Genomic DNA, 20,485 nt, shown 5'->3' with positions numbered 1-20,485 from the left:
ATATCAACAGGAGTTTCATACTGTGGTCCATTACTCTTGACCATAAGTTCCATTGTTTTACACGATTGCTTTGGTCTGAAGCTGAAATGATTAATCCATGCTGAACGTCGGCATCGACCCAGGGTCTCCAGGCTGTAAAAATATAACCACAAATACCGCCCTCATAAGAGTCTCCAACAGCCAATACGCTTCCTGTATAATTATATGCTCCATGTTTATTTACAGCACACCTACACCTAAAGCGCCCTTTATACTTACAGCACAAGATCTCCGGCATAGCTTACACCTCCATACTTAGTAACCACTTCCACTAATACATTAGTGAAGTTTGATGATATTGATGTTGCCGCCAAACAAGCATTAGAGTTTTTCATAATTTACAGCCACCGTTTTATTTCCATAGGACAACCATTTTAGAGTCAAATTATCATCTAAAACTGTTCCTCCTGATACTATAGAATAATCGGTATTCAAAACACCTGGAATACTCCAACTGTAATTTGTTTTGCCTGTTTCAGTAATATATGTTACATCGGTATTTATCGGAATGATTCCTGCTGGTTGTGTTGTAAAGCTTGGTGTTGGACGCGTATTTACAGTTACTACTTGAGAAATACAGGTGGTATTAGCGTTGGGGCCTTTTCTCTTTACATGGTATGTAGTATCTGTATTTGGTGTTACAATTATGGAAGATCCTGTTTCTATAATTGGACTAGATCCTAATTCGATAAAATCAATATCCATAGTCACACCACTATTTGTAGCAAAGTCAAATCGCCATCCCGTTATATTACTTTCTATCCATTTAGGATTTACTGTGTTATCTGCTTTTAATGACATGTTTAAAGTTGCAATTCGCCATGTATTGTCAGATATTAATGGCACATCTAAATAATAATTACCACTAGCTGTTGTATTAGTAGAATTTAAAAAGAAAATTTGAGCATGATTAGCTGTTCCTGAAACAACCTTGTATCGAATATTTATATATTTATTGACTAAAGGGTCGAAAGAACCAATACCATACATGTTAATTATAGGGTCTGTTGTAGTAGAAGTCACATTTAAAATTCCATTGGTTGTAGAATTAACTGTGATTGATTCAGTGGTATAGGGTTGCGTATCCCAACCCTCAGAAAAAGCTTCACCGCCGCATGTATCAGCATACCAAACATCCACTACATTTAAATTAGTAGTTCCGCCAGAGGCTGTCAATGTGGTGCTGTCGTCTATACAAACTTCAGATGTTCCAGAAATAACTGTAGGTGCTGTAGTCGCAATATTTACTCCAGTAACTAGAGTAGGGCTATTAATTAAATTTCCATCATTATTTCCGGTTTTACTAGTTGCTGATCCATCTTCAAATCGATAATAAGATACAAGCCCGGTTTGAGGCACGGGTAAATTAGTGTTTTTATTATCATTGATTTCACTTTCAGATCGAGCGTAATTCCAAACTTTAACTTCATCTACAGCTCCAGGAAAGAAAAATTCAGGGGTTGTTTCGGTAGTTCCTGCGCCTATTCTCATAGGTTTTGCTGTATTAGGAGAATAGCCTGCTACAAGAGGAGTACCAACCAAAACACCATTCACATAAAAACGATAGATAGATCCATCATAAGTTGCCGCCAAGTGCGTCCACGCACCAATAACAACTGCAGGTCCTGGGAAATATTCCCATACAGAACCACCACTACCAACTGTAAATTCCCAAAGGTTTGAACTATTTGCGTAAAAATTGTAGCCTCTTAACGGCCCGTCTGCTCTATTACTTAATGGAGCCCTGTACGCACCCGTTCCGCTATCAACTCGTGCCCAAAATTCTACAGTAAATTGCGCAGAATTATTTGTTGCAGCATATGGAATTTCAACATAATTATTGGTACCATTGAATTCAAGTGCATTTTGTGCCTGAATCATGTTATTAATTGCAAATAGAGCAAAAAGACTCAGGAAACACACTGTTTTTTTTAGATGGAATAAAAATCGATACATATTTTGCTTTTTTTGAAACATTAATTTTTTAATAATAAAAATCGAATTGAATTCTATCTCCTGAAGCTAAAGCATACCCGCCATTATTTGCAGGCAGATAAGTTAAAGTTACTCCGCTTGTGCTATAAGCAGTATTACTAATTCTTATACCGTTTATATACATTTTTACTTTGCTGTTTGGTGATGGTGCTTGTGTTAAGGTGAAACTTGTTTGGCTTGCTGTTGCAGTAAATTCATCAGCAACTTCTCTAACTGCTGCAGCTCCTGTTGAAACAGAACCATCTGCCATTAAATACTGAGAAGATGTACCTCCAGATTTGATATAGGAAAGGGCAGTAATTGCTCCACTTGTATTTACATCTGTGATAGATGTATTCCCCAATTGAATAGTGTTAGATCCTCCACCTATGGCATCGTATCCAATAACAATTTGGTTTTGATTACTTGATGTTAAAGATTTAGAATTAGCTCCAATAAATACGTTATAAGACCCAACTTGATTCGAGTTAGTACCATTTTGCGTGTATTTTCCTGCGCTTTCTCCCATTGCAACATTATAACTACCAGTTGTATTCTGACCAAGAGAGTTATAACCATATGCTGTATTATAATTTCCGGTACTATTTGCATACAAGGATTCCATTCCATTTGCGGTATTATAACCTCCTGTGGTGTTATAAAACAAGGCATAAGGTCCGGTTGCTGTATTTTGCGTTCCTGTATTGGTTTTTCTTAAAGCGGAATAGCCATATGCAGTATTATAATTGACCGTGTTTTTTTCCAAAGCATTCCAACCAACGGCTGTATTATGATTTCCTGCCTCGTTGCGTACTAACGTATTATAACCCAAAGCCACATTATTGCTTCCAGTAGTTAATGTTTCTAGAGCTCCTTCGCCCATTGCAACATTAAAATCTCCAATTGTTATGGCATTTAAAGCTACTTTACCCACAGCAACATTATACGTTGCATCACTATTGTTTATGTTACTAGGAATATTACCTAGAAATAAAGAAGTGCTACTTACCAATGCATCGGTCAACTCATTAATATTAGTCGCGCCAGCAGCAGGGGTACTCCATGCTAAAAGACCAGAGCCATTAGTTGCTAATACTTGACCTGTAGTACCATCAGTTGATGGAAACGTATAAGTTCCTGCAATTAGAGATGGAATAGTAACTGTTCCAGTAAAGGTTGGTGATGCAATATTTGCTTTTAAATCTAAATTCGAGTTTGTTGCATAGCTACTCAAATCTTGATCACCTGTATTGGAACCTGTGATCGCTGCTAATTTCGTTTTTTCAGAGGTTGAGTAATCTTCAGTTGATAAGCCCTTTCCTGTTACTTTATCTACTTTTAAATCTATCGCTGTATTTTGTGCTGCTTGTTCCGCCGTAATTGTAGTTAAAGAACTTATAGCTGGAAAACCTACAGCTCGAACCGCACGAACCCTTCTGATAGAATTTTTATTAAAACTCTGCTGATGACGATTGCCGAAAAACAATGCCCATGCACTGGAACCTGTCTCCGTAGAACTCCAATAGGAACTAGAACCCCCACCAAAATCGACGCCTCCATTTGTTATGATGATTCCATTAATAGCTGCTCTGTTAATAGATATCTGATATAATTCGTCTTTTGAGGGCAGATACCAGTCGGTAAAGCCACCTCCATTGTATGCTCTTGCCAGACCAGCTGCATAATTTGTTTCTGTAGCTCCTTGGACGGCTATAATGGCATCCGTGTTACTTGCTCCTGTTTCTACAGCGGTTCCGGTTGCTCCGGTGGTTAAATATGAGCCGTTGTACCATTGGATTCCATTGCTTTGGTCATCAATAGAACAAACTAGCCCCTTTGAGTTATCCACTGGATCTACCCAAAATACAACACCACCTCCAACGAAATCACCTATAGCTAGTGTCTGAGCCGCTACACCATTAGAAATCACCGTATCAAAAGCTTCAGAAACAAATGCGGTTGTTGCCAACTGCGTTGTACTCGTTCCTGCTACAGCGGTTGGTGCTAAAGGCGTACCTGTAAAGGTTGGTGAATCTAAATTAGCTTTTAAATCTAAAGCCGTTTGTCCTGCTGTTGAAACTGGTTTATTAGCATCCGATGTATTATCTACATTTGCCAAACCGACCATCGCTGAAGTTATTCCACTTACCGTTCCTGTAAAAGTTGGCGAGGCGATGTCTGCCTTTAGGTCTAAATTCGAGTTTGTTGCATAGCTACTTAAATCTTGATCACCTGTATTAGAACCTGTAATAGCTGCTAATTTTGTTTTTTCAATTGTTGAATAATCTTCAGTTGATAAACCTTTTCCTGCTACTTTATCAACTTTTGAATCTAAAGCAGTTTGTGTTGCTGTTGAAACTGGCTTATTGGCATCAGATGTATTATCTACATTTGCTAAACCAACCATGTTTGAAGTGATTCCTGAAACCGTTCCTGTGAAAGTAGGAGAAGCGCTATTTGCTTTTAAATCTAAGTTTGTTGTAGTTGCATAACCACTTAAATCTTGATCACCTGTATTAGAACCTGTGATAGCTGCTAATTTCGTTTTTTCAGTAGTGGAGTAATCTTCAGTTGATAAACCCTTTCCTGTTACTTTATCAACTTTTAAATCTAAAGCCGTTTGTCCTGCTGTTGAAACTGGTTTATTAGCATCACTTGTATTATCTACATTTGCTAAACCGACCATCGCTGAAGTTATTCCACTTACCGTTCCTGTAAAAGTTGGTGAAGCGATGTCTGCTTTTAGGTCTAAATTCGTGTTTGTTGCATAACCACTTAAATCTTGGTCGCCTGTATTGGAACCTGTGATAGCTGCTAATTTTGTTTTTTCAATTGTTGAATAATCTTCAGTTGATAAACCCTTTCCTGTTACTTTATCAACTTTTAAATCTAAAGCAGTTTGTGTTGCTGTTGAAACTGGCTTATTGGCATCAGATGTGTTATCTACATTTCCTAAACCAACCATGTTTGAAGTGATTCCTGAAACCGTTCCTGTGAAAGTAGGAGAAGCTAAAGGTGCATATGCAGTTGCATCAACTGAGCCATCACCCTTTAAAAACTGAGAAGAGGTTCCTCCTGATTTTACGAAAGAATTACCTGTAACTGTACTTGTAAATCTAGCATCACCTTCAACATCTAGTTTATAGCTAGGTGTATAATTGGCTCCAATTCCAAAATTACCATCTGTATCGATTGTTAACCTGTTACAACATCCGCCTTGATGTAATGCTAAACCATCTCCATTAAAACCTAAAGCCCATTCTTTAGTGGTATTTCGTAAATTTAATCCCCCAGAAACTAAAGAGGAAGAGAAAGTACCCGTTGTTCCAGATAATGCACCTGTAAGTTCTCCTCCAGACAGAGGTAAATAATTAGCTACTTGTGATGTAACGAAGGCTGTTGTTGCAATTTGCGTAGTATTGGTTCCTGCTGTAGCTGTTGGAGCTAGCGGGGTTCCTGTGAAAGTAGGTGAGGCGATGTCTGCTTTTAGGTCTAAATTTGTGGTGGTTGCATAGCTACTTAAATCTTGATCACCTGTATTAGAACCTGTAATAGCTGCTAATTTCGTTTTTTCAGTTGTTGAGTAATCTTCAGTTGATAAACCTTTTCCTGTTACTTTATCAACTTTTGAGTCTAAAGCAGTTTGTGTTGCTGTTGAAACTGGCTTATTGGCATCAGATGTGTTATCTACATTTGCTAAACCAACCATGTTTGAAGTTATTCCTGAAACTGTTCCTGTGAAAGTAGGAGAAGCGCTATTTGCTTTTAAATCTAAGTTTGTTGTAGTTGCATAACCACTTAAATCTTGATCACCTGTATTAGAACCTGTAATAGCTGCTAATTTCGTTTTTTCAGAAGTGGAGTAATCTTCAGTTGATAAACCCTTTCCTGTTACTTTATCAACTTTTAAATCTAAAGCAGTTTGTGTTGCTGTTGAAATTGGCTTATTGGCATCAGATGTGTTATCTACATTTGCTAAACCGACCATACTTGAAGTGATCCCTGAAACTGTTCCTGTGAAAGTAGGAGAAGCGCTATTTGCTTTTAAATCTAAGTTTGTTGTGGTTGCATAGCTACTTAAATCTTGATCACCTGTATTAGAACCTGTAATAGCTGCTAATTTCGTTTTTTCAGTTGTTGAGTAATCTTCAGTTGATAAACCTTTTCCTGTTACTTTATCTACTTTTAAATCTAAAGCTGTTTGTCCTGCTGTTGAAACTGGTTTATTAGCATCAGATGTATTATCTACATTAGCTAATCCAACCATGCTTGAAGTTATTCCTGAAACCGTTCCTGTGAAAGTAGGAGAAGCACTATTTGCTTTTAAGTCTAAATTCGTGTTTGTTGCATAGCTACTTAAATCTTGATCACCTGTATTAGAACCTGTGATTGCAGCTAATTTTGTTTTTTCAATTGTTGAATAATCTTCAGTTGATAAACCCTTTCCAGTTACTTTATCAACTTTTGAATCTAAAGCAGTTTGTGTTGCTGTTGAAACTGGCTTATTAGCATCAGATGTATTATCTACATTTGCTAAACCGACCATACTTGAAGTGATTCCTGAAACTGTTCCTGTGAAAGTAGGCGAAGCGCTATTTGCTTTTAAGTCTAAATTCGTGTTTGTTGCATAGCTACTTAAATCTTGATCACCTGTATTAGAACCTGTGATAGCTGCTAATTTTGTTTTTTCAGTAGTGGAGTAATCTTCAGTTGATAAACCCTTTCCTGTTACTTTATCAACTTTTGAATCTAAAGCAGTTTGTGTTGCTGTTGAAACTGGTTTATTAGCATCACTTGTATTATCTACATTAGCTAATCCAACCATGCTTGAAGTTATTCCTGAAACCCTTCCTGTGAAAGTAGGAGAAGCACTATTTGCTTTTAAGTCTAAATTCGTGTTTGTTGCATAACCACTTAAATCTTGATCACCTGTATTGGAACCTGTGATAGCTGCTAATTTCGTTTTTTCAGTTGTTGAGTAATCTTCAGTTGATAAACCTTTTCCTGTTACTTTATCAACTTTTGAGTCTAAAGCAGTTTGTGTTGCTGTTGAAACTGGCTTATTGGCATCAGATGTATTATCTACATTTGCTAAACCGACCATGCTTGAAGTGATTCCTGAAACCGTTCCTGTGAAAGTAGGAGAAGCGCTATTTGCTTTTAGGTCTAAATTTGTGGTGGTTGCGTAACTACTTAAATCTTGATCACCTGTATTAGAACCTGTAATAGCTGCTAATTTTGTTTTTTCAGTAGTGGAGTAATCTTCAGTTGATAAACCCTTTCCTGTTACTTTATCTACTTTTAAATCTAATTTATTATTTGTAGCCGTCTCATTTGCATTAACATCAGCTTGAACGCTATCTATATTACTTTGTAGAGTGGCATCGGCAGTATTACTAGCTGTTTCGTTTGCATTAACGTCAGATTGTACTGCAGCGATAGCTGTGTTTGTAGCCGTTTTATTTGCATTAACATCGGCTTGAACGCTATCTATATTACTTTGTAGAGTGGCATCAGCAGAATTACGAGCTGTTTCGTTTGCATTAACGTCAGATTGTACTGCAGCGATAGCTGTGTTTGTAGCCGTTTTATTTGCATTAACATCGGCTTGAACGGTATCTATATTACTTTGTAAAGTGGCATCGGCAGTATTACTAGCTGTTTCATTAGTATCTACATCTAATTGAATTGCCGCTTCAGCAGTTTTGGCTCTCGCTAATTCACCTGTGATACCTGCCGTGTTGCCCAAAATAGCCTTTGCATCTTGACCAATTGCGGGTTGCGGCATAAAAGTAAGTGCTTGCTCACTTAAGGATGTAAAATTATTACCAATTCCTGAAAAATCAATTTCTACTTTCAATTGTTTAGCGAACCCAGTCCATTGAATATCTTCAAAATTATTAGAAGTTGTTGCCGTTCCATGTCCTATAAGTAAATTAATCATTCCATAAGCATCCGTAGTGGTTTGATGGTATTCTTGATACTCGTGATTGTTGAGGTCGTCAATAACGGTAAACCGAACCATTAATTCACTATTAGCTAAAATACTTGTTTGAGCATTTGCGCCAGGAAGTTCTTTTATGTCAGGATTTAAAATTACGGCTTGGTAACTAATTCCTGGAGTTTGAGAAAAACCCTGGAGATTAGCAGCAATAAGTAAGAATAGTAGTATTAGTTTTTTCATAAGATTATTGGTTAGGTTAGGTTCTTTGTATATTTTATGGTTGACTTTTAACTGAAATTGTTTTATTCTATTTGTTGAATAATTCTATGAGCACTCCAAAGCCAACATTATGACTTTTAATTTTTAAAGATTCATTATCATTAGCTTGGTTTACGCTTTTTCCGAATAAATACTGTATGTATAATGATAATTCTTTTGAGACAGAATGTAAAACACCAGCTCCGGTTTTAAAACTAATCATGGTCTTATTGAAGTCATCGGTGTTTTTAAGATTAATAATTTCATTATTTAAACTTTGTGTGCCTTGAATAAAAAATCCGGTAGAAAGCATGCCTTTTAAATAGAACTCCGTTTTCTTTATCGCATATAAACTATAGTCTAAACCGCCACTAACTTCTAAATAGTTAATATTCCAATCCAGAATTCCTTCCAAAGTATGGTCACTTCCAGTTGCTCCATAACCGAAATAACCAATACTTAAAGAGGTCTTTAATTTTTCAACAAAAACTTGAGTTCTATAACCCATGGTCATAAAAGTGTGGTTGGTTGCTTGTAAATTTTCAAATGCTACACCTTGCGAATTTTTATAGATGAATGACGATGAGGTTTTTCCTGTTTCTAAAAATATTTGTTGTGCAGATACAACAGTAGATATAGAAAAAAGCAATATTAATGGCAAGATCCTTTTAATGTTCATTTTTTATAGGTTTATGAAATTGGGGGTTATTTTTTTATAATCTTGGTTATGAATTGCTTGTTGTTAGCAATGGTTTTCAAAATATATTCTCCAGTAGATAGCAAATCTAACCTAACATCTATTTTTTGAAGAGGTTGATAGTTATGGTTATATACTTTAGCGCCAAGAATATTATATACTGTTACAATTATTTCTCCTTTAATATTATCAGTAAAGGCTAAAGAAATTTGTTCGTCAAAAGGATTTGGATATAAAGTTAACTGTAGGTTTATCGGAATATTTTTTTCTACTATTTTAGACAAAATATTAGGTTGAATAAACCCTTGCCTAAGCGTGTAATTGTCATTATTAAAAGTACCAATAGCACTTGTTTGTCCAATACTTTGTTGGATAGTATATGTTTCATTAGCATTTACAATAACATTTGAAGCTCCAGACACTCCAGTAGTAGATCTTAATATAGAGTTGGATTGCGATGAAACTTGCTGCAGAAAAGCACAACAAAAACATAATAATAGAACGTGTTTCATAGTAGGGTTAGGTGTTTTTTTGGGTGTTTGGTTAAGTTATTTGATAGAATATTAAAATAATATTCTGTCAAATATATAATTATTTTTCATTTAATCGGTTTTATTAGTGACTTTATCGATAATTTAAAAATATTTTCTACAAGTATGTAAGTTTGATAAATCGTGTTTTTCTTCTTTTTAGGCACGAATAAAATTTATTTTTATTTGATTATGAATATGTTATGGTTGTATTCTTCCTAGAACGGGGTATTTATTGAAGTTTAAAATGATGGAAGCCAGTCAGTTTAATTAATCGCAAGGCTTATAACTTAAAGTAAATTTTTAAGAGCAACGTTGTGCTTTTTTATTGAAATGAATAATTTTTACTTCACCATATGAGTTTTTTTTCTTTTGTAAGCATTTATAAATATTTATTGTTATATTTGGTACACCAGATTGGTGTACCAAATATTTTTTAACCATAATAAGTTCACTTTTTTACAATTGTTAATTTGAAATGTGACTCATTAGTATCTAATATCATGAATGTTACAATGAATAGAAAATATAAAATGAATCTTAGAATTATGAAATCATCATTACTATTTTTTTCAATGTTTGCTGTTGTAGCATTAAGTTATAGCTGCAGGGATACTACACAAAAAACGACTAAAATAGAGTCAAAAGCTACTGTTTATCCAAGTGATGTTATACCATTTATGGATCAATGGCGTATGCTCTGTGGCGATGGAACCAAGTTTGAAGAACTAGCCAATATTGAGCATAAAGATTATTTTTATGTTACAAATGATAACAAAACGGATTGGGTAGTATATAAAACACCAAATTCCGGGATTACATCTCGAACTTCCAGCAATACGAGAACAGAATTAGGACAAAAAAAATATTGGACTACAGAAACTGGCGGTAAATTAACGGGGTCGTTAAAAGTAATGCATGTTTCAACGTCTGGAGATGCAAGAGTTGCCGCTTCTTATTCAGTGGTAGTTGGACAAATTCATGGTAATGAAGGACATGAAAACGAGCCTTTAAAAATCTTTTATAAAAAATTCCCTGGCCACACCAAAGGTTCTGTTTTTTGGAATTATGAGATTAATACAGCTGGTGATGATAATTCTGGAAGATGGGATTATTCTACCGCAGTTTGGGGGTATGACATGTCTGTTGTGGGGTCGAGTCCAACGATATCACCCGAAGAACCAAAAGATGGTATTGCTCTAGGAGAAGAATTCAGCTATGAAATAAATGTTTATAATGGAATTATGTATCTTACTTTTAAGAGTGAAGGTCACGAAACCAAAACATTCACTAAAAACTTGATAAAATCTGAATTTGCTAAAAAAGAAGATATTCCTGAACAAATATGGACATTATACGCTGCAATTGGTCGTGATGGAGTTGAACGAGACCAGGCTTATGCTGGGGAATTACAAAATTTTAAACAAGGTGCGTATAACCAAACTAATGGCAAGAACCCAGAAGATAACATCGTTTGGAGTACAGGATCTGAAACTTATAATGGAGACATCGCAAAACAATATGCCAATGGATGTTATGCTGAAGTCTGGTTTAAAAACGCAACAGTAGGAGCGGGTACTGCACCGAGTAAAAAATAATAGTATTTAAAGTTATAAAGCGTATTTAAATATTTTATGAATTTGAACAATGTCATCTTTATCATGGGGGTTTCGGGCTGCGGCAAAAGCACCATTGCACAGCTATTATCTAAAAAACTGGATATTCCTTTTTTTGATGGTGACGATTTTCATCCGCAATCAAATATAGATAAAATGAGTAGTGGCGTGCCATTAAATGATGATGATCGCCATGGTTGGTTGGTTACACTTAACGAGTTAGCAAAAAGGCAATTAGAAGACAGTAACTGCATTATTGTTTGTTCAGCTTTAAAGAAATCTTACAGAGAAATTTTAAATAGAGGTATTCAGAATCAAGTAAAATGGATTCATTTAGCAGGAAGCTTTGATCAAATTTTAGGGCGATTAAATAAACGAGAGAACCATTTTATGTCTTCCAATTTATTGCAATCGCAGTTTGATACTTTAGAAGCACCGGAAAATGCTTTTGTTGTAAATATTGGTTTAAATCCAGAAGACATTGTTGAAAAAATTGCAAATAAAATAAAGATGAAATCAGAATTCGGATTATTTGGACTAGGCGTCATGGGAAAGAGTTTAAGTAGAAACTTGGCTCAAAAAGGATTTAAAATTTCGGTGTTTAATAGAGAAGAAAAAGGAACGGAAGAAGATGTTGCTATAAATTTCAAAAAAGCATATAAGGAACTTGAGACAACTCAGGCTTATTCTGATATCGAAGCATTCGTAAATTCATTACAAACACCAAGACGTATTATGCTCATGGTGAATGCCGGTAAGATAACGGATTTAGTTATTAAAGATTTAATTCCCTTTTTATCAGATGGCGATATCTTGATTGATGGAGGAAATTCAAATTACTTAAAAACTAAAGATCGTTACGATTATTTAAAATCAAAACAGATCAATTTTATTGGTGTTGGAGTTTCTGGAGGAGAGCAAGGCGCATTAATAGGGCCTTCTATTATGCCTGGCGGAAATAAAGAAACGTATAATTTAATAAAACCGTATTTGGAAAGTATCGCTGCCAAAGATGCTAATAACCTGCCTTGTTGTACATATATAGGTGAAGAAGGTAGTGGGCATTTTGTTAAAATGGTCCATAATGGTATTGAATACGTAGAGATGCAATTGTTGGCAGAAGTTTACACTATTCTTAAAGCCATGGGAAATAATCCTGATGAAATTGCCAATATTTTAGAATCATGGAAAGCCGAAGCTGATAGTTATTTATTGGGTATTACTATAGATATTTTAAGAAAAAAGGATGGAGATGATTGGTTAGTAAATAAAATAGTAGATAAGGCAGGAAATAAAGGTACAGGTAATTGGACTACTATAGCCACAGCGCAATTAGGCGCTCCAAGTACTTTAATCGCGTCGGCATTATTTGCGCGCTATACGTCGTTTTATAAAGAGGAAAGGCTTTGGGCTAGTAAAAACTTCAATATAAACCCATCGTCATTGCATTTAGATCTTCAAGATGTTTTAAATGCTTATCAGTTTGCAAGAATTATTAATCATTATCAAGGTATTAAACTGATTTCTGAAGCAGGAAGAACTTATAATTGGGAATTGAACTTAAGTGAAATTGCTCGTATTTGGACCAATGGTTGTATTATTAAATCTGATTTTATGGTAGAATTAATTCCAATTTTAAAAACGGATGATAATATTTTAAAACACGCTACCATTATTAATAAACTGAAAGCTCTAAAACCTTCTATAAATAAAGTAGTTTCTCAATGTATTTTGAACGAGTTAACGGCATCCTGTTTAAGTGAGTCTGTTAATTTTTTAAATGCTTATACAATCTCAAATTCTTCAGCAAATATAATTCAAGCGCAACGCGATTATTTTGGAGCACATACTTATCAACGTATCGATGATGATACTGGTAAGTTTCACCATACCAACTGGAATTAACCACTCCATTTTTAACTAAATACACCAAACTAAACTAAATATAATGTCTGAATTAAAAGAGAAGAAATCTTTATTGCAAAAAATTGTAGCTATAGTTTTGGGCTTTGGTCCAGGTATTTTTGCTATCGGTTATACCATAGGTACAGGTAGCGTAACCTCGATGATTGTCGCCGGAAGTAAATTTAATATGCAATTATTATGGGTACTTCTAATTAGTTGTATTTTTTCGGGAGTTTTAATGTTTGCTTACGGTAATTATGCATTACTTACAAGTGAAACAGCACTTTACGGATTTAAAAAACATTTAAAATTTGGAAAAATTTTAGCCATATTAATTATTGTTGGCATTACGTTTGGGCAATGGAATTCATTAATGGGAATTTTAGGGATTTCATCAAACATTATTTACGAAATATTAGCCATTAATTTTGAAGGATTAAGTGCTTATAAGTATGAAACTGTTTTAATAACAGCCATTATAATTATTGTTACGTTTTACTTATTAATGCTCGTTGGTAAGTACACATTTTTTGAGAAAATATTGGTAGTTTTTGTAACCTTAATGGGGTTCTCATTTGTACTTTCATTATGTTTTGTGCAGCCACTTTCTATAGATGTAGTTAAAGGCTTATTGCCCACTATACCAGATGTTCCTGGCGGTAAAATGCTCGTTGCGGCGTTTGTTGGTACCACCATGGCTTCGGCTACATTTCTATCTCGACCACTCTTTGTAAAAGGAAAAGGTTGGACTATTAAAAATTTAGATCAACAGAAAAAAGATTCCATTACCGCTGCCATTTTAATATTTGTAATTAGTGCCGTTATTATGGCAGTAGCGGCAGGAGCTTTATTTTATCAAGGTAAAGAAGTTTCACAAGTTTTAGATATGGCTAATACACTAGAACCTGTTGCTGGTAAGTGGGCCGTTTCTATTTTCTTTTTTGGTGCATTAAGTGCAGGTTTATCTTCTATTTTTCCGTGTTTATTAATAGCGCCATTACTAATTGCAGATTATCAATCGGGAGAATTAGATACCAATTCGCGTCAGTTTAGAATTATAACGGCTGTAGCGTGTATGGTAGCTCTAATTGGTCCTGCATTTGGAGCAAATCCTATTGAAATTCAAATTCTATCTCAAGTATTTAATGTTTTTGTGTTGCCAATTGTTGTACTTGGTATTATCCTGATGCTGAGCAATAAAAAAGTCATGAAAGATTATAAAACGAGCTTAGGTGTTTACATCGGATTGTATGCAGCACTGTTCTTTTCTTTAGTGATTTCATATAACGGAATCGTCGCACTTTTAGAATATTTCTAATACGTAATGGAGTACAAATAAAAACAAACTAAACCATAATAAAATGAATACAAAAAACATTTCAACCACCACCACGCTCATCGTTTTAAGTATTTTTCTAACCCTAAACAGTTGTAAAAATGAAACTAAAAAAGATGTTAAAGAAAACAATAAAGATGAAGTAATACAAACCGTTTATGCTAGTGATGTAATTCCATTTTTTGATGATTGGAAATTAATTTTAGGCGATGGTTCAAACGTTGGTATTGCAAATAATTTTGAAAACAAAGACTTCTTTTACACAGCCAATGATGGCACTAATGATTGGGTTGTTTTTAAAGCGCCAAATGGTGGAGACACGCATGGAACTTCAAACAATACAAGGACAGAATTAGCACAAGTAAAAAAGTGGTATCCAAAAACAGCTAACGATAAATTGACGGCAACATTGAAAGTCATGAATGTGTCTGCTACGGGTGATGCTCGTGTTGCAGCTTCGCATGCTGTAGTTGTGGGACAAATTCATAGTGCGGATAAACACGAGAATGAACCTCTTAAAATATTCTACAAAAAATTCCCAGGACATACAAAAGGTTCTGTGTTTTGGCATTATGAAATTAATACGGCAGGTGATGATAATTCTGGAAGATGGGATTATTCTACGGCGGTTTGGGGTAACGACTTTTCAGTTGTTGGTGCAGAAGCAAATACATATCCCGAAGAACCAAAAGATGGTATTGCTTTAGGTGAAGAATTTAGTTATGAAATTGAAGTAAAAGATGGTATTATGAACTTGAAATTCACAAGTAAAGATCATGAAACCAAAACGTTTACAAAAAACTTAATTGAATCGGAATACACAACAGCTGCAGATATACCTGAGCAAACACAGAAGTTATTTGTACCAATAGGTCAAGATGGCGTAGAACGTCAGGAAGCATATACCGGCGAGGGGTGTTTTTTCAAACTTGGTGCTTATAATCAAACCAATGGAAAATCAGCAGAAGTCAATAAAAATTGGTGTTCTGGAGCAGAAACTCATGGTGGTGATATTGAAAAACAATATGCCGATGGTAACTATGCTGAAGTTTGGTTTAAAACTGGAAGTATATACGTAAGTGATGATGCTGTTTCCAATGAAGAATATTTTTCTAAAAATGATTAAATAGCTGGTCATATCAGGATTTGATATTCATACGAAAACGACTATGTGGCTGATAGCCTAATTCATTATAATAATTTACGTTGGAGTTGTGTTCAATAATATTAAAAACTATTTAAAATTACGCGGTATTTCTATGGACTCGTAATTAGTAGTATTCCAAATTTTTGCAGTAATCACGCCATAAGTTGTAGTATCGTCTGATTTATAGGTGATTATATTAATATAATATTTTGCTATAACATTTTTTTAATATATATTTGGTACACCAGTTTGGAGTACCAATTTGGAAAACCAATTAAAGAAGCGTATTAATTTTTAAATAGTAATAATTAAATTAAATATTTATGATAGATAGAGTGCCTGAAATTATGTGATTAATTTGTCCAGAGCAATGTGTTTTACCTTGCATTAAACTAAACTAAAAAAATAACCAATGAATTTAAAAACTAAACTATTTTTAATGTTAATAATGGTGTTCAATATATCATTATTTGCACAAGACGGGTACCAATTATCCGGTACCGTACACGATGGGGCTAATATGCCTATTCCAGGTGTTAATGTTATTGTTTCTAACACCACAAGAGGAACAGCAACAGATTTTGATGGGGCATTCCAAATTGATGTAAAAAGTGGAGATGTGCTTCTATTTTCTTATATGGGGTATGTTTCGCAATCTATTACTATTACAAATCAAAAAACACTTAAGGTCGTTTTAGTTGAAGATGCTGCACAATTAGATGAAGTGGTCGTGGTAGGTTACGGTACTACAAAAAAATCACATCTTACTGGAGCCGTTGCCAAAATAGGAGGTGACGATGTTGCTGCAGTTCAAACCTCACGTGTGGATGAAGCATTAGCAGGAAAGTTACCTGGTGTAAATATTCAAAATCAAAGTGGAGAACCAGGATCAGATTTAAAAGTTCAAATTAGAGCGGGCTCTTCACTTTCAAGTAATTCCGATCCTTTAATTGTTGTGGATGGGTTTCCTATTTCAGGAAATTTAGCAACCGTAAATCCTAACGATATTGAAAGTTTAGAGGTATTAAAAGATGCGGCTTCTGCTGCTATCTATGGTTCTTTAGGAGCTAATGGAGTAATTTTAATTACAACTAAAAAAGGTAAATCGGGTAAACTAAATTTTAGCTACAATGCCTATACAAGTACTTCAAGAAAGTATGTAAAAGATATCGATATGCTTAAAACAGCAGGAGAATGGGCGCAAGAATTACAAAATGGAAATTATGATCTTTCTTTAACAGATCCAGGATTGTTAGAATATAGATTGGATGCATACGCTAATGCTCCAGATGTTGTAAGTATGGAAGATTGGCTTTTTCAAAGTGGTAATTCACAAAGTCATGATTTCAGTGTTAGTGGAGGTTCTGAAAATATAAAAGCATTTGCTTCACTCGGGTATTTAAATACTGATGGTATTGTAAAAGGACAAGGTTATGAAAGATATAACGGACGTATGAATATTGATGCGACTTTAAACGATAAGTTAAAGGCAGGATTAAGTATGAATGGGTTCTATGGTAACCAAGATATTGTGCCTTGGGAAATGAGAGACCTTTTAAGGTCTTATAGTATTAGTCCTATTTATCATACACAAGCATCTATCGATTTTGTACAGCAATTGGATGCTAAGAGACAAGCACTTTTCAATTCAGGATTTACAGGTAATAATATCGGACAATCTTTCGACAGTAATTATAGAGGCGATTTAAGTCAAAATTATGATGCGCATAGCATTTATGATTTGCAACCAGGAGACGTTGTAAACGATTGGCACTACGGTAGAAATCAAAATGGTATTGGAGGAACAGGTGATGCAGGTGTCGCTTCAAAATTCGATAATTCACAACGCTATAAAAAAACGCTTTATGGAAATGTAAGTTCTTATTTAGAATATGAGCTTATGGAAGGCTTAAAGGTGAAAACCATTTTTGGAGCAGATTTACGCGATGTTAATGAGTATGAATATCATGGCATATTATCAGATGGTCAACAACGTTCTACATCATCTAGTTTGGATATGTCTGATATAAAAAAATCTACTGTATTAAGTACAACAACATTAAGTTATACAAAGTTATTTGCCGATAAGCATGATGTTTCTGCTGTAGCCGGTATGGAGTTTGTAAATACTAAATACACGGGGCTTTCATCAAATGGAACTAATGTACCTTTTGGATATCCTTTAAACTATTCTTATTTTAATGCTGAAGATGTTATTTCGAATAGAATAGATGAGACTCAGTCAAGACGTGGTATTTTTGGTAGAGTTGCTTATGCTTACGACGATCGTTATTTACTTTCAGCATCTGTGAGAAGAGATGGCGATTCTCGTTTTGGATCTAATGAAAGATTTGCAGTATTCCCAGCATTATCTTTAGGGTGGAATGTACATAAAGAATCTTTTTTACAAGATAATGAAGCAATAAGTTTATTAAAACTTAGGTTTAGTACAGGTTCTTTGGGTACCTCTTCAGATTTAGGTTCTTATAGTTCATTAAGTATTTTAGGAACAACACCTACCGCTTTTGGAACAGGCTTTTTAATTCCTGAAGATGTTACAAATCCAGATTTAACTTGGCAAACTAATAAAGAAACAAACTACGGTATTGATACTGGATTCTTAAATAATCGTTTCAGAATTAGTGTAGATTATTACACATCTGATGTAAACAACATGCTAATCAATCAAAGTGTTTCAGAAGTTCTTGGTACACCTTCAATTAGACTTAACCGTGGAGATATTACAAGTTCTGGTGTAGAATTAGAATTGAATGCAAATATTATTCAAAACGATGATTTTACATGGAGTATGAATGCTAACTTATCTACGGTTGATACTAAAATTGCTAGTTTAGGTTCTGTTGATGAGTTACCGCGACAAATTTATGGAGGACCAAGTGGAAGAGGTGCTGAGTTTAGAAACTATGTAGGTGGCGAACTTGGTGAAATGTGGGGTTATGAAAGTGCAGGTTTAGTGGAATCTATTTATATTGAAGATCCAACAAGAACTATTGGGTATACTAGTGGTGTACATTATGTAGTAGATCAAAACGAAGATGGCCTAATTACTTATGAAGATGATTATGTTAAATTAGGGTCTGCAACTCCAGATTTTTATTGGGGTTTATCAAGTAATATGAACTATAAAGATTTCGATTTCTCATTCCAGTTTCAAGGATCTCAAGGAGCCGAAGTATATAATATAGATCCTATTTACTGGCAATCTCATTTCCGTGATGCTACAGCTCCTAGCTTTGATCCTGGTAACGATGGAATTGCTGATAATAATGGTATGCATTATTTAGAAACAAGAGATGTGCATGGCTCAATGATTCAAGATGCATCATACATCGCTTTAAGAAACCTAACAGTAGGTTACACACTTAATCCAGATTTTATAAGCAAAATAGGAATAAGTTCATTAAGAGTATATCTAGCCGCTACTAATTTGTTATATGTTATGGGGAAAGATTATACATCATTCAACCCGGAAGGGATAGAAATTGAAAACGATGGTTATGGAGGTCCAACGACTTACGGATACCAAGAAGGGGCAAGTCCAATTGTAAGAAGTTTTACTTTCGGTGTAAATGTTAATTTTTAATTAAGAGAAAATGAAAAAAATAAAAACTATATATACAGTAGTAGCGGCTATGTTGTTGCTAACAGCGTGTGATAATGATTTGGAGCAATCACCTGAATTAGATTTAGAGGCAAGTAAATTGGTGGAGTTTGAACCGGTTTTAAATGCAGCTTATTACTATCAAACAGGAGTAGCCATGCCACAATTGGTTATGGGAGATTTTAGAGCAGATAATATGTTGATGTTAGAAAATCCACATACTTCAATCGATACTTATAACTCCGATTTAGGTGGAGGTGATATGGCAGGTGCATTTTTTAGCCCAGTTTATAGTAATTTATACAAAGCCATCTTAAGTGCTAATAATGTTATTGAAAATTCATTAGACGCTACTCAAGTAAATGAGGCTAAATTTTTAAGAGGATTATCTTACTTTAAGTTAGTCATGATTTTTGGTGATGTTTCTATAATTTTAACACCTCAGCCATCTGTAGTAGAGATTCCTGATGTTGATCTAACAAGACAACCCGTTGCCGATGTTTACAACAATGTTATTATTCCAGATCTAGAAGATGCTATTGCAGGTTTAACAAACTCAGGGTTAGCAACAGGTAGAGCGTCTCAAATTGCAGCGAAAGCATTCCTTGGAAAAGTATATATGTACAGAGATAATTTTACCAATGCAGCAACAATGCTTGCGGAGGTTATAGGTGATGCCGCAGTTGAAGGTGTAACTTTAGAACCTAATTTTGCAGATGTGGTAACCGATGAGAGTTCAGAAATCATTTTTGCAACTAAATTATCATCTTCTATTCCAAATGCCGATGGTACGTCGTCTTCATCTACATTTGTGGGATGGTTTGCAGGAAATGACACCAAATCCCTTACACCTCTAGATTCACGCTTAACTGCTGCTTTTGATGCAAGTGGTGCTTCCGGTGGAGGTACAGATTTAAGAAAAGCATTAACTATTGATGAGGTAGAGGGCGTAGGAGTGAAGTACACTGGAGGTAACAGCGATCAGGATTTTATAGAAATGAGATTATCTGATGTTATTCTAATGTATGCAGAAGCTTTAAACGAATCTACAAATGCAACAGGAACACAATCTGCAACTATTTTAGCAGGTTTAGATGCTATTAGAACTAGAGCAGGATTAACCTCTTTAGTTGGTACAGCTGTAACTCAAGCTGATGTTGATACTGCTATTCAGAAAGAAAGAAGAGTAGAGCTAGCCTTAGAAGGACATAGATGGTTCGATTTGGTTAGAACAGGAACTGTAGATGCTGAAATGGGACAAACCATTTCTAGTGATTATTATATTTTTCCTATTCCAAGCACGGAAATAACAGCTACAAACGGTGTAATTACTCAAAATACAGGCTATTAAACATTAGATTATAAATAGAAAAAATTAGTGCTGAATTAGTTGGTTTTTAGGTTACCCAACCTTGAT

General features: G+C 34.8%; 11 protein-coding genes. 6 read left to right on the top strand and 5 right to left on the bottom strand.

The window, feature by feature from the left end:
* The 5 genes from QWY92_RS19560 to QWY92_RS19540 form a co-directional block, all read right to left on the bottom strand.
* The coding region (locus tag QWY92_RS19560; protein WP_290274860.1) for a hypothetical protein at positions 1 to 277 on the bottom strand (277 nt) is incomplete at its 3' end.
* Positions 278 to 360: 83 nt separating this feature from the next.
* Positions 361 to 1,920: a LamG-like jellyroll fold domain-containing protein gene (locus QWY92_RS19555; protein ID WP_290274857.1), complete on the bottom strand. Its 1,560-nt coding sequence runs from the start codon at positions 1,918 to 1,920 to the stop codon at positions 361 to 363.
* A gap of 103 nt (positions 1,921 to 2,023) precedes the next feature.
* Entirely contained in the window at positions 2,024 to 8,197 is a 6,174-nt protein-coding gene (locus QWY92_RS19550) for a beta strand repeat-containing protein (protein WP_290274856.1), read from the bottom strand.
* Between the two features lie 67 nt (positions 8,198 to 8,264).
* Positions 8,265 to 8,894 carry a hypothetical protein gene (locus QWY92_RS19545; protein WP_290274855.1) on the bottom strand — a complete coding sequence of 210 codons (630 nt, stop codon included), beginning with the start codon at positions 8,892 to 8,894 and terminating at the stop codon, positions 8,265 to 8,267.
* Between the two features lie 26 nt (positions 8,895 to 8,920).
* Positions 8,921 to 9,424, bottom strand: coding sequence for a T9SS type A sorting domain-containing protein (locus tag QWY92_RS19540; RefSeq protein ID WP_290274853.1), 504 nt, complete (start codon positions 9,422 to 9,424; stop codon positions 8,921 to 8,923).
* Between the two features lie 566 nt (positions 9,425 to 9,990).
* Between QWY92_RS19540 and QWY92_RS19535 the strand changes: the two genes are divergently transcribed.
* The 6 genes from QWY92_RS19535 to QWY92_RS19510 all read left to right on the top strand — a co-directional run bounded on the left by QWY92_RS19535 (position 9,991) and on the right by QWY92_RS19510 (position 20,419).
* Entirely contained in the window at positions 9,991 to 11,040 is a 1,050-nt protein-coding gene (locus tag QWY92_RS19535) for a polysaccharide lyase family 7 protein (protein ID WP_290274852.1), read from the top strand.
* Positions 11,041 to 11,076: 36 nt separating this feature from the next.
* The gene (gene gndA / locus QWY92_RS19530; RefSeq protein WP_290274849.1) at positions 11,077 to 12,963 is read left to right on the top strand and encodes an NADP-dependent phosphogluconate dehydrogenase; all 1,887 of its coding nucleotides are present in this window, start codon (positions 11,077 to 11,079) and stop codon (positions 12,961 to 12,963) included.
* 43 nt (positions 12,964 to 13,006) lie between these two features.
* The gene (locus QWY92_RS19525) at positions 13,007 to 14,281 is read left to right on the top strand and encodes an Nramp family divalent metal transporter (RefSeq protein WP_290274846.1); all 1,275 of its coding nucleotides are present in this window, start codon (positions 13,007 to 13,009) and stop codon (positions 14,279 to 14,281) included.
* A 43-nt stretch (positions 14,282 to 14,324) separates the two neighbouring features.
* Positions 14,325 to 15,425 (top strand): polysaccharide lyase family 7 protein, encoded by a 1,101-nt coding sequence (locus QWY92_RS19520; protein WP_290274843.1) that lies wholly within the window; start codon positions 14,325 to 14,327, stop codon positions 15,423 to 15,425.
* A 433-nt stretch (positions 15,426 to 15,858) separates the two neighbouring features.
* The gene (locus QWY92_RS19515; RefSeq protein ID WP_290274841.1) at positions 15,859 to 19,050 is read left to right on the top strand and encodes a SusC/RagA family TonB-linked outer membrane protein; all 3,192 of its coding nucleotides are present in this window, start codon (positions 15,859 to 15,861) and stop codon (positions 19,048 to 19,050) included.
* 10 nt (positions 19,051 to 19,060) lie between these two features.
* Positions 19,061 to 20,419, top strand: a complete 1,359-nt coding sequence (locus QWY92_RS19510; protein WP_290274840.1) for a RagB/SusD family nutrient uptake outer membrane protein — start codon at positions 19,061 to 19,063, stop codon at positions 20,417 to 20,419.
* Positions 20,420 to 20,485 lie beyond the last annotated feature (66 nt).

Source organism: Algibacter miyuki, assembly GCF_030409805.1.
GTDB classification, from domain to species: Bacteria; Bacteroidota; Bacteroidia; order Flavobacteriales; family Flavobacteriaceae; genus Algibacter; species Algibacter miyuki.
Note: the sequence above shows the minus strand (reverse complement) of the source record. Positions and strands in the feature narration are given on the sequence as shown.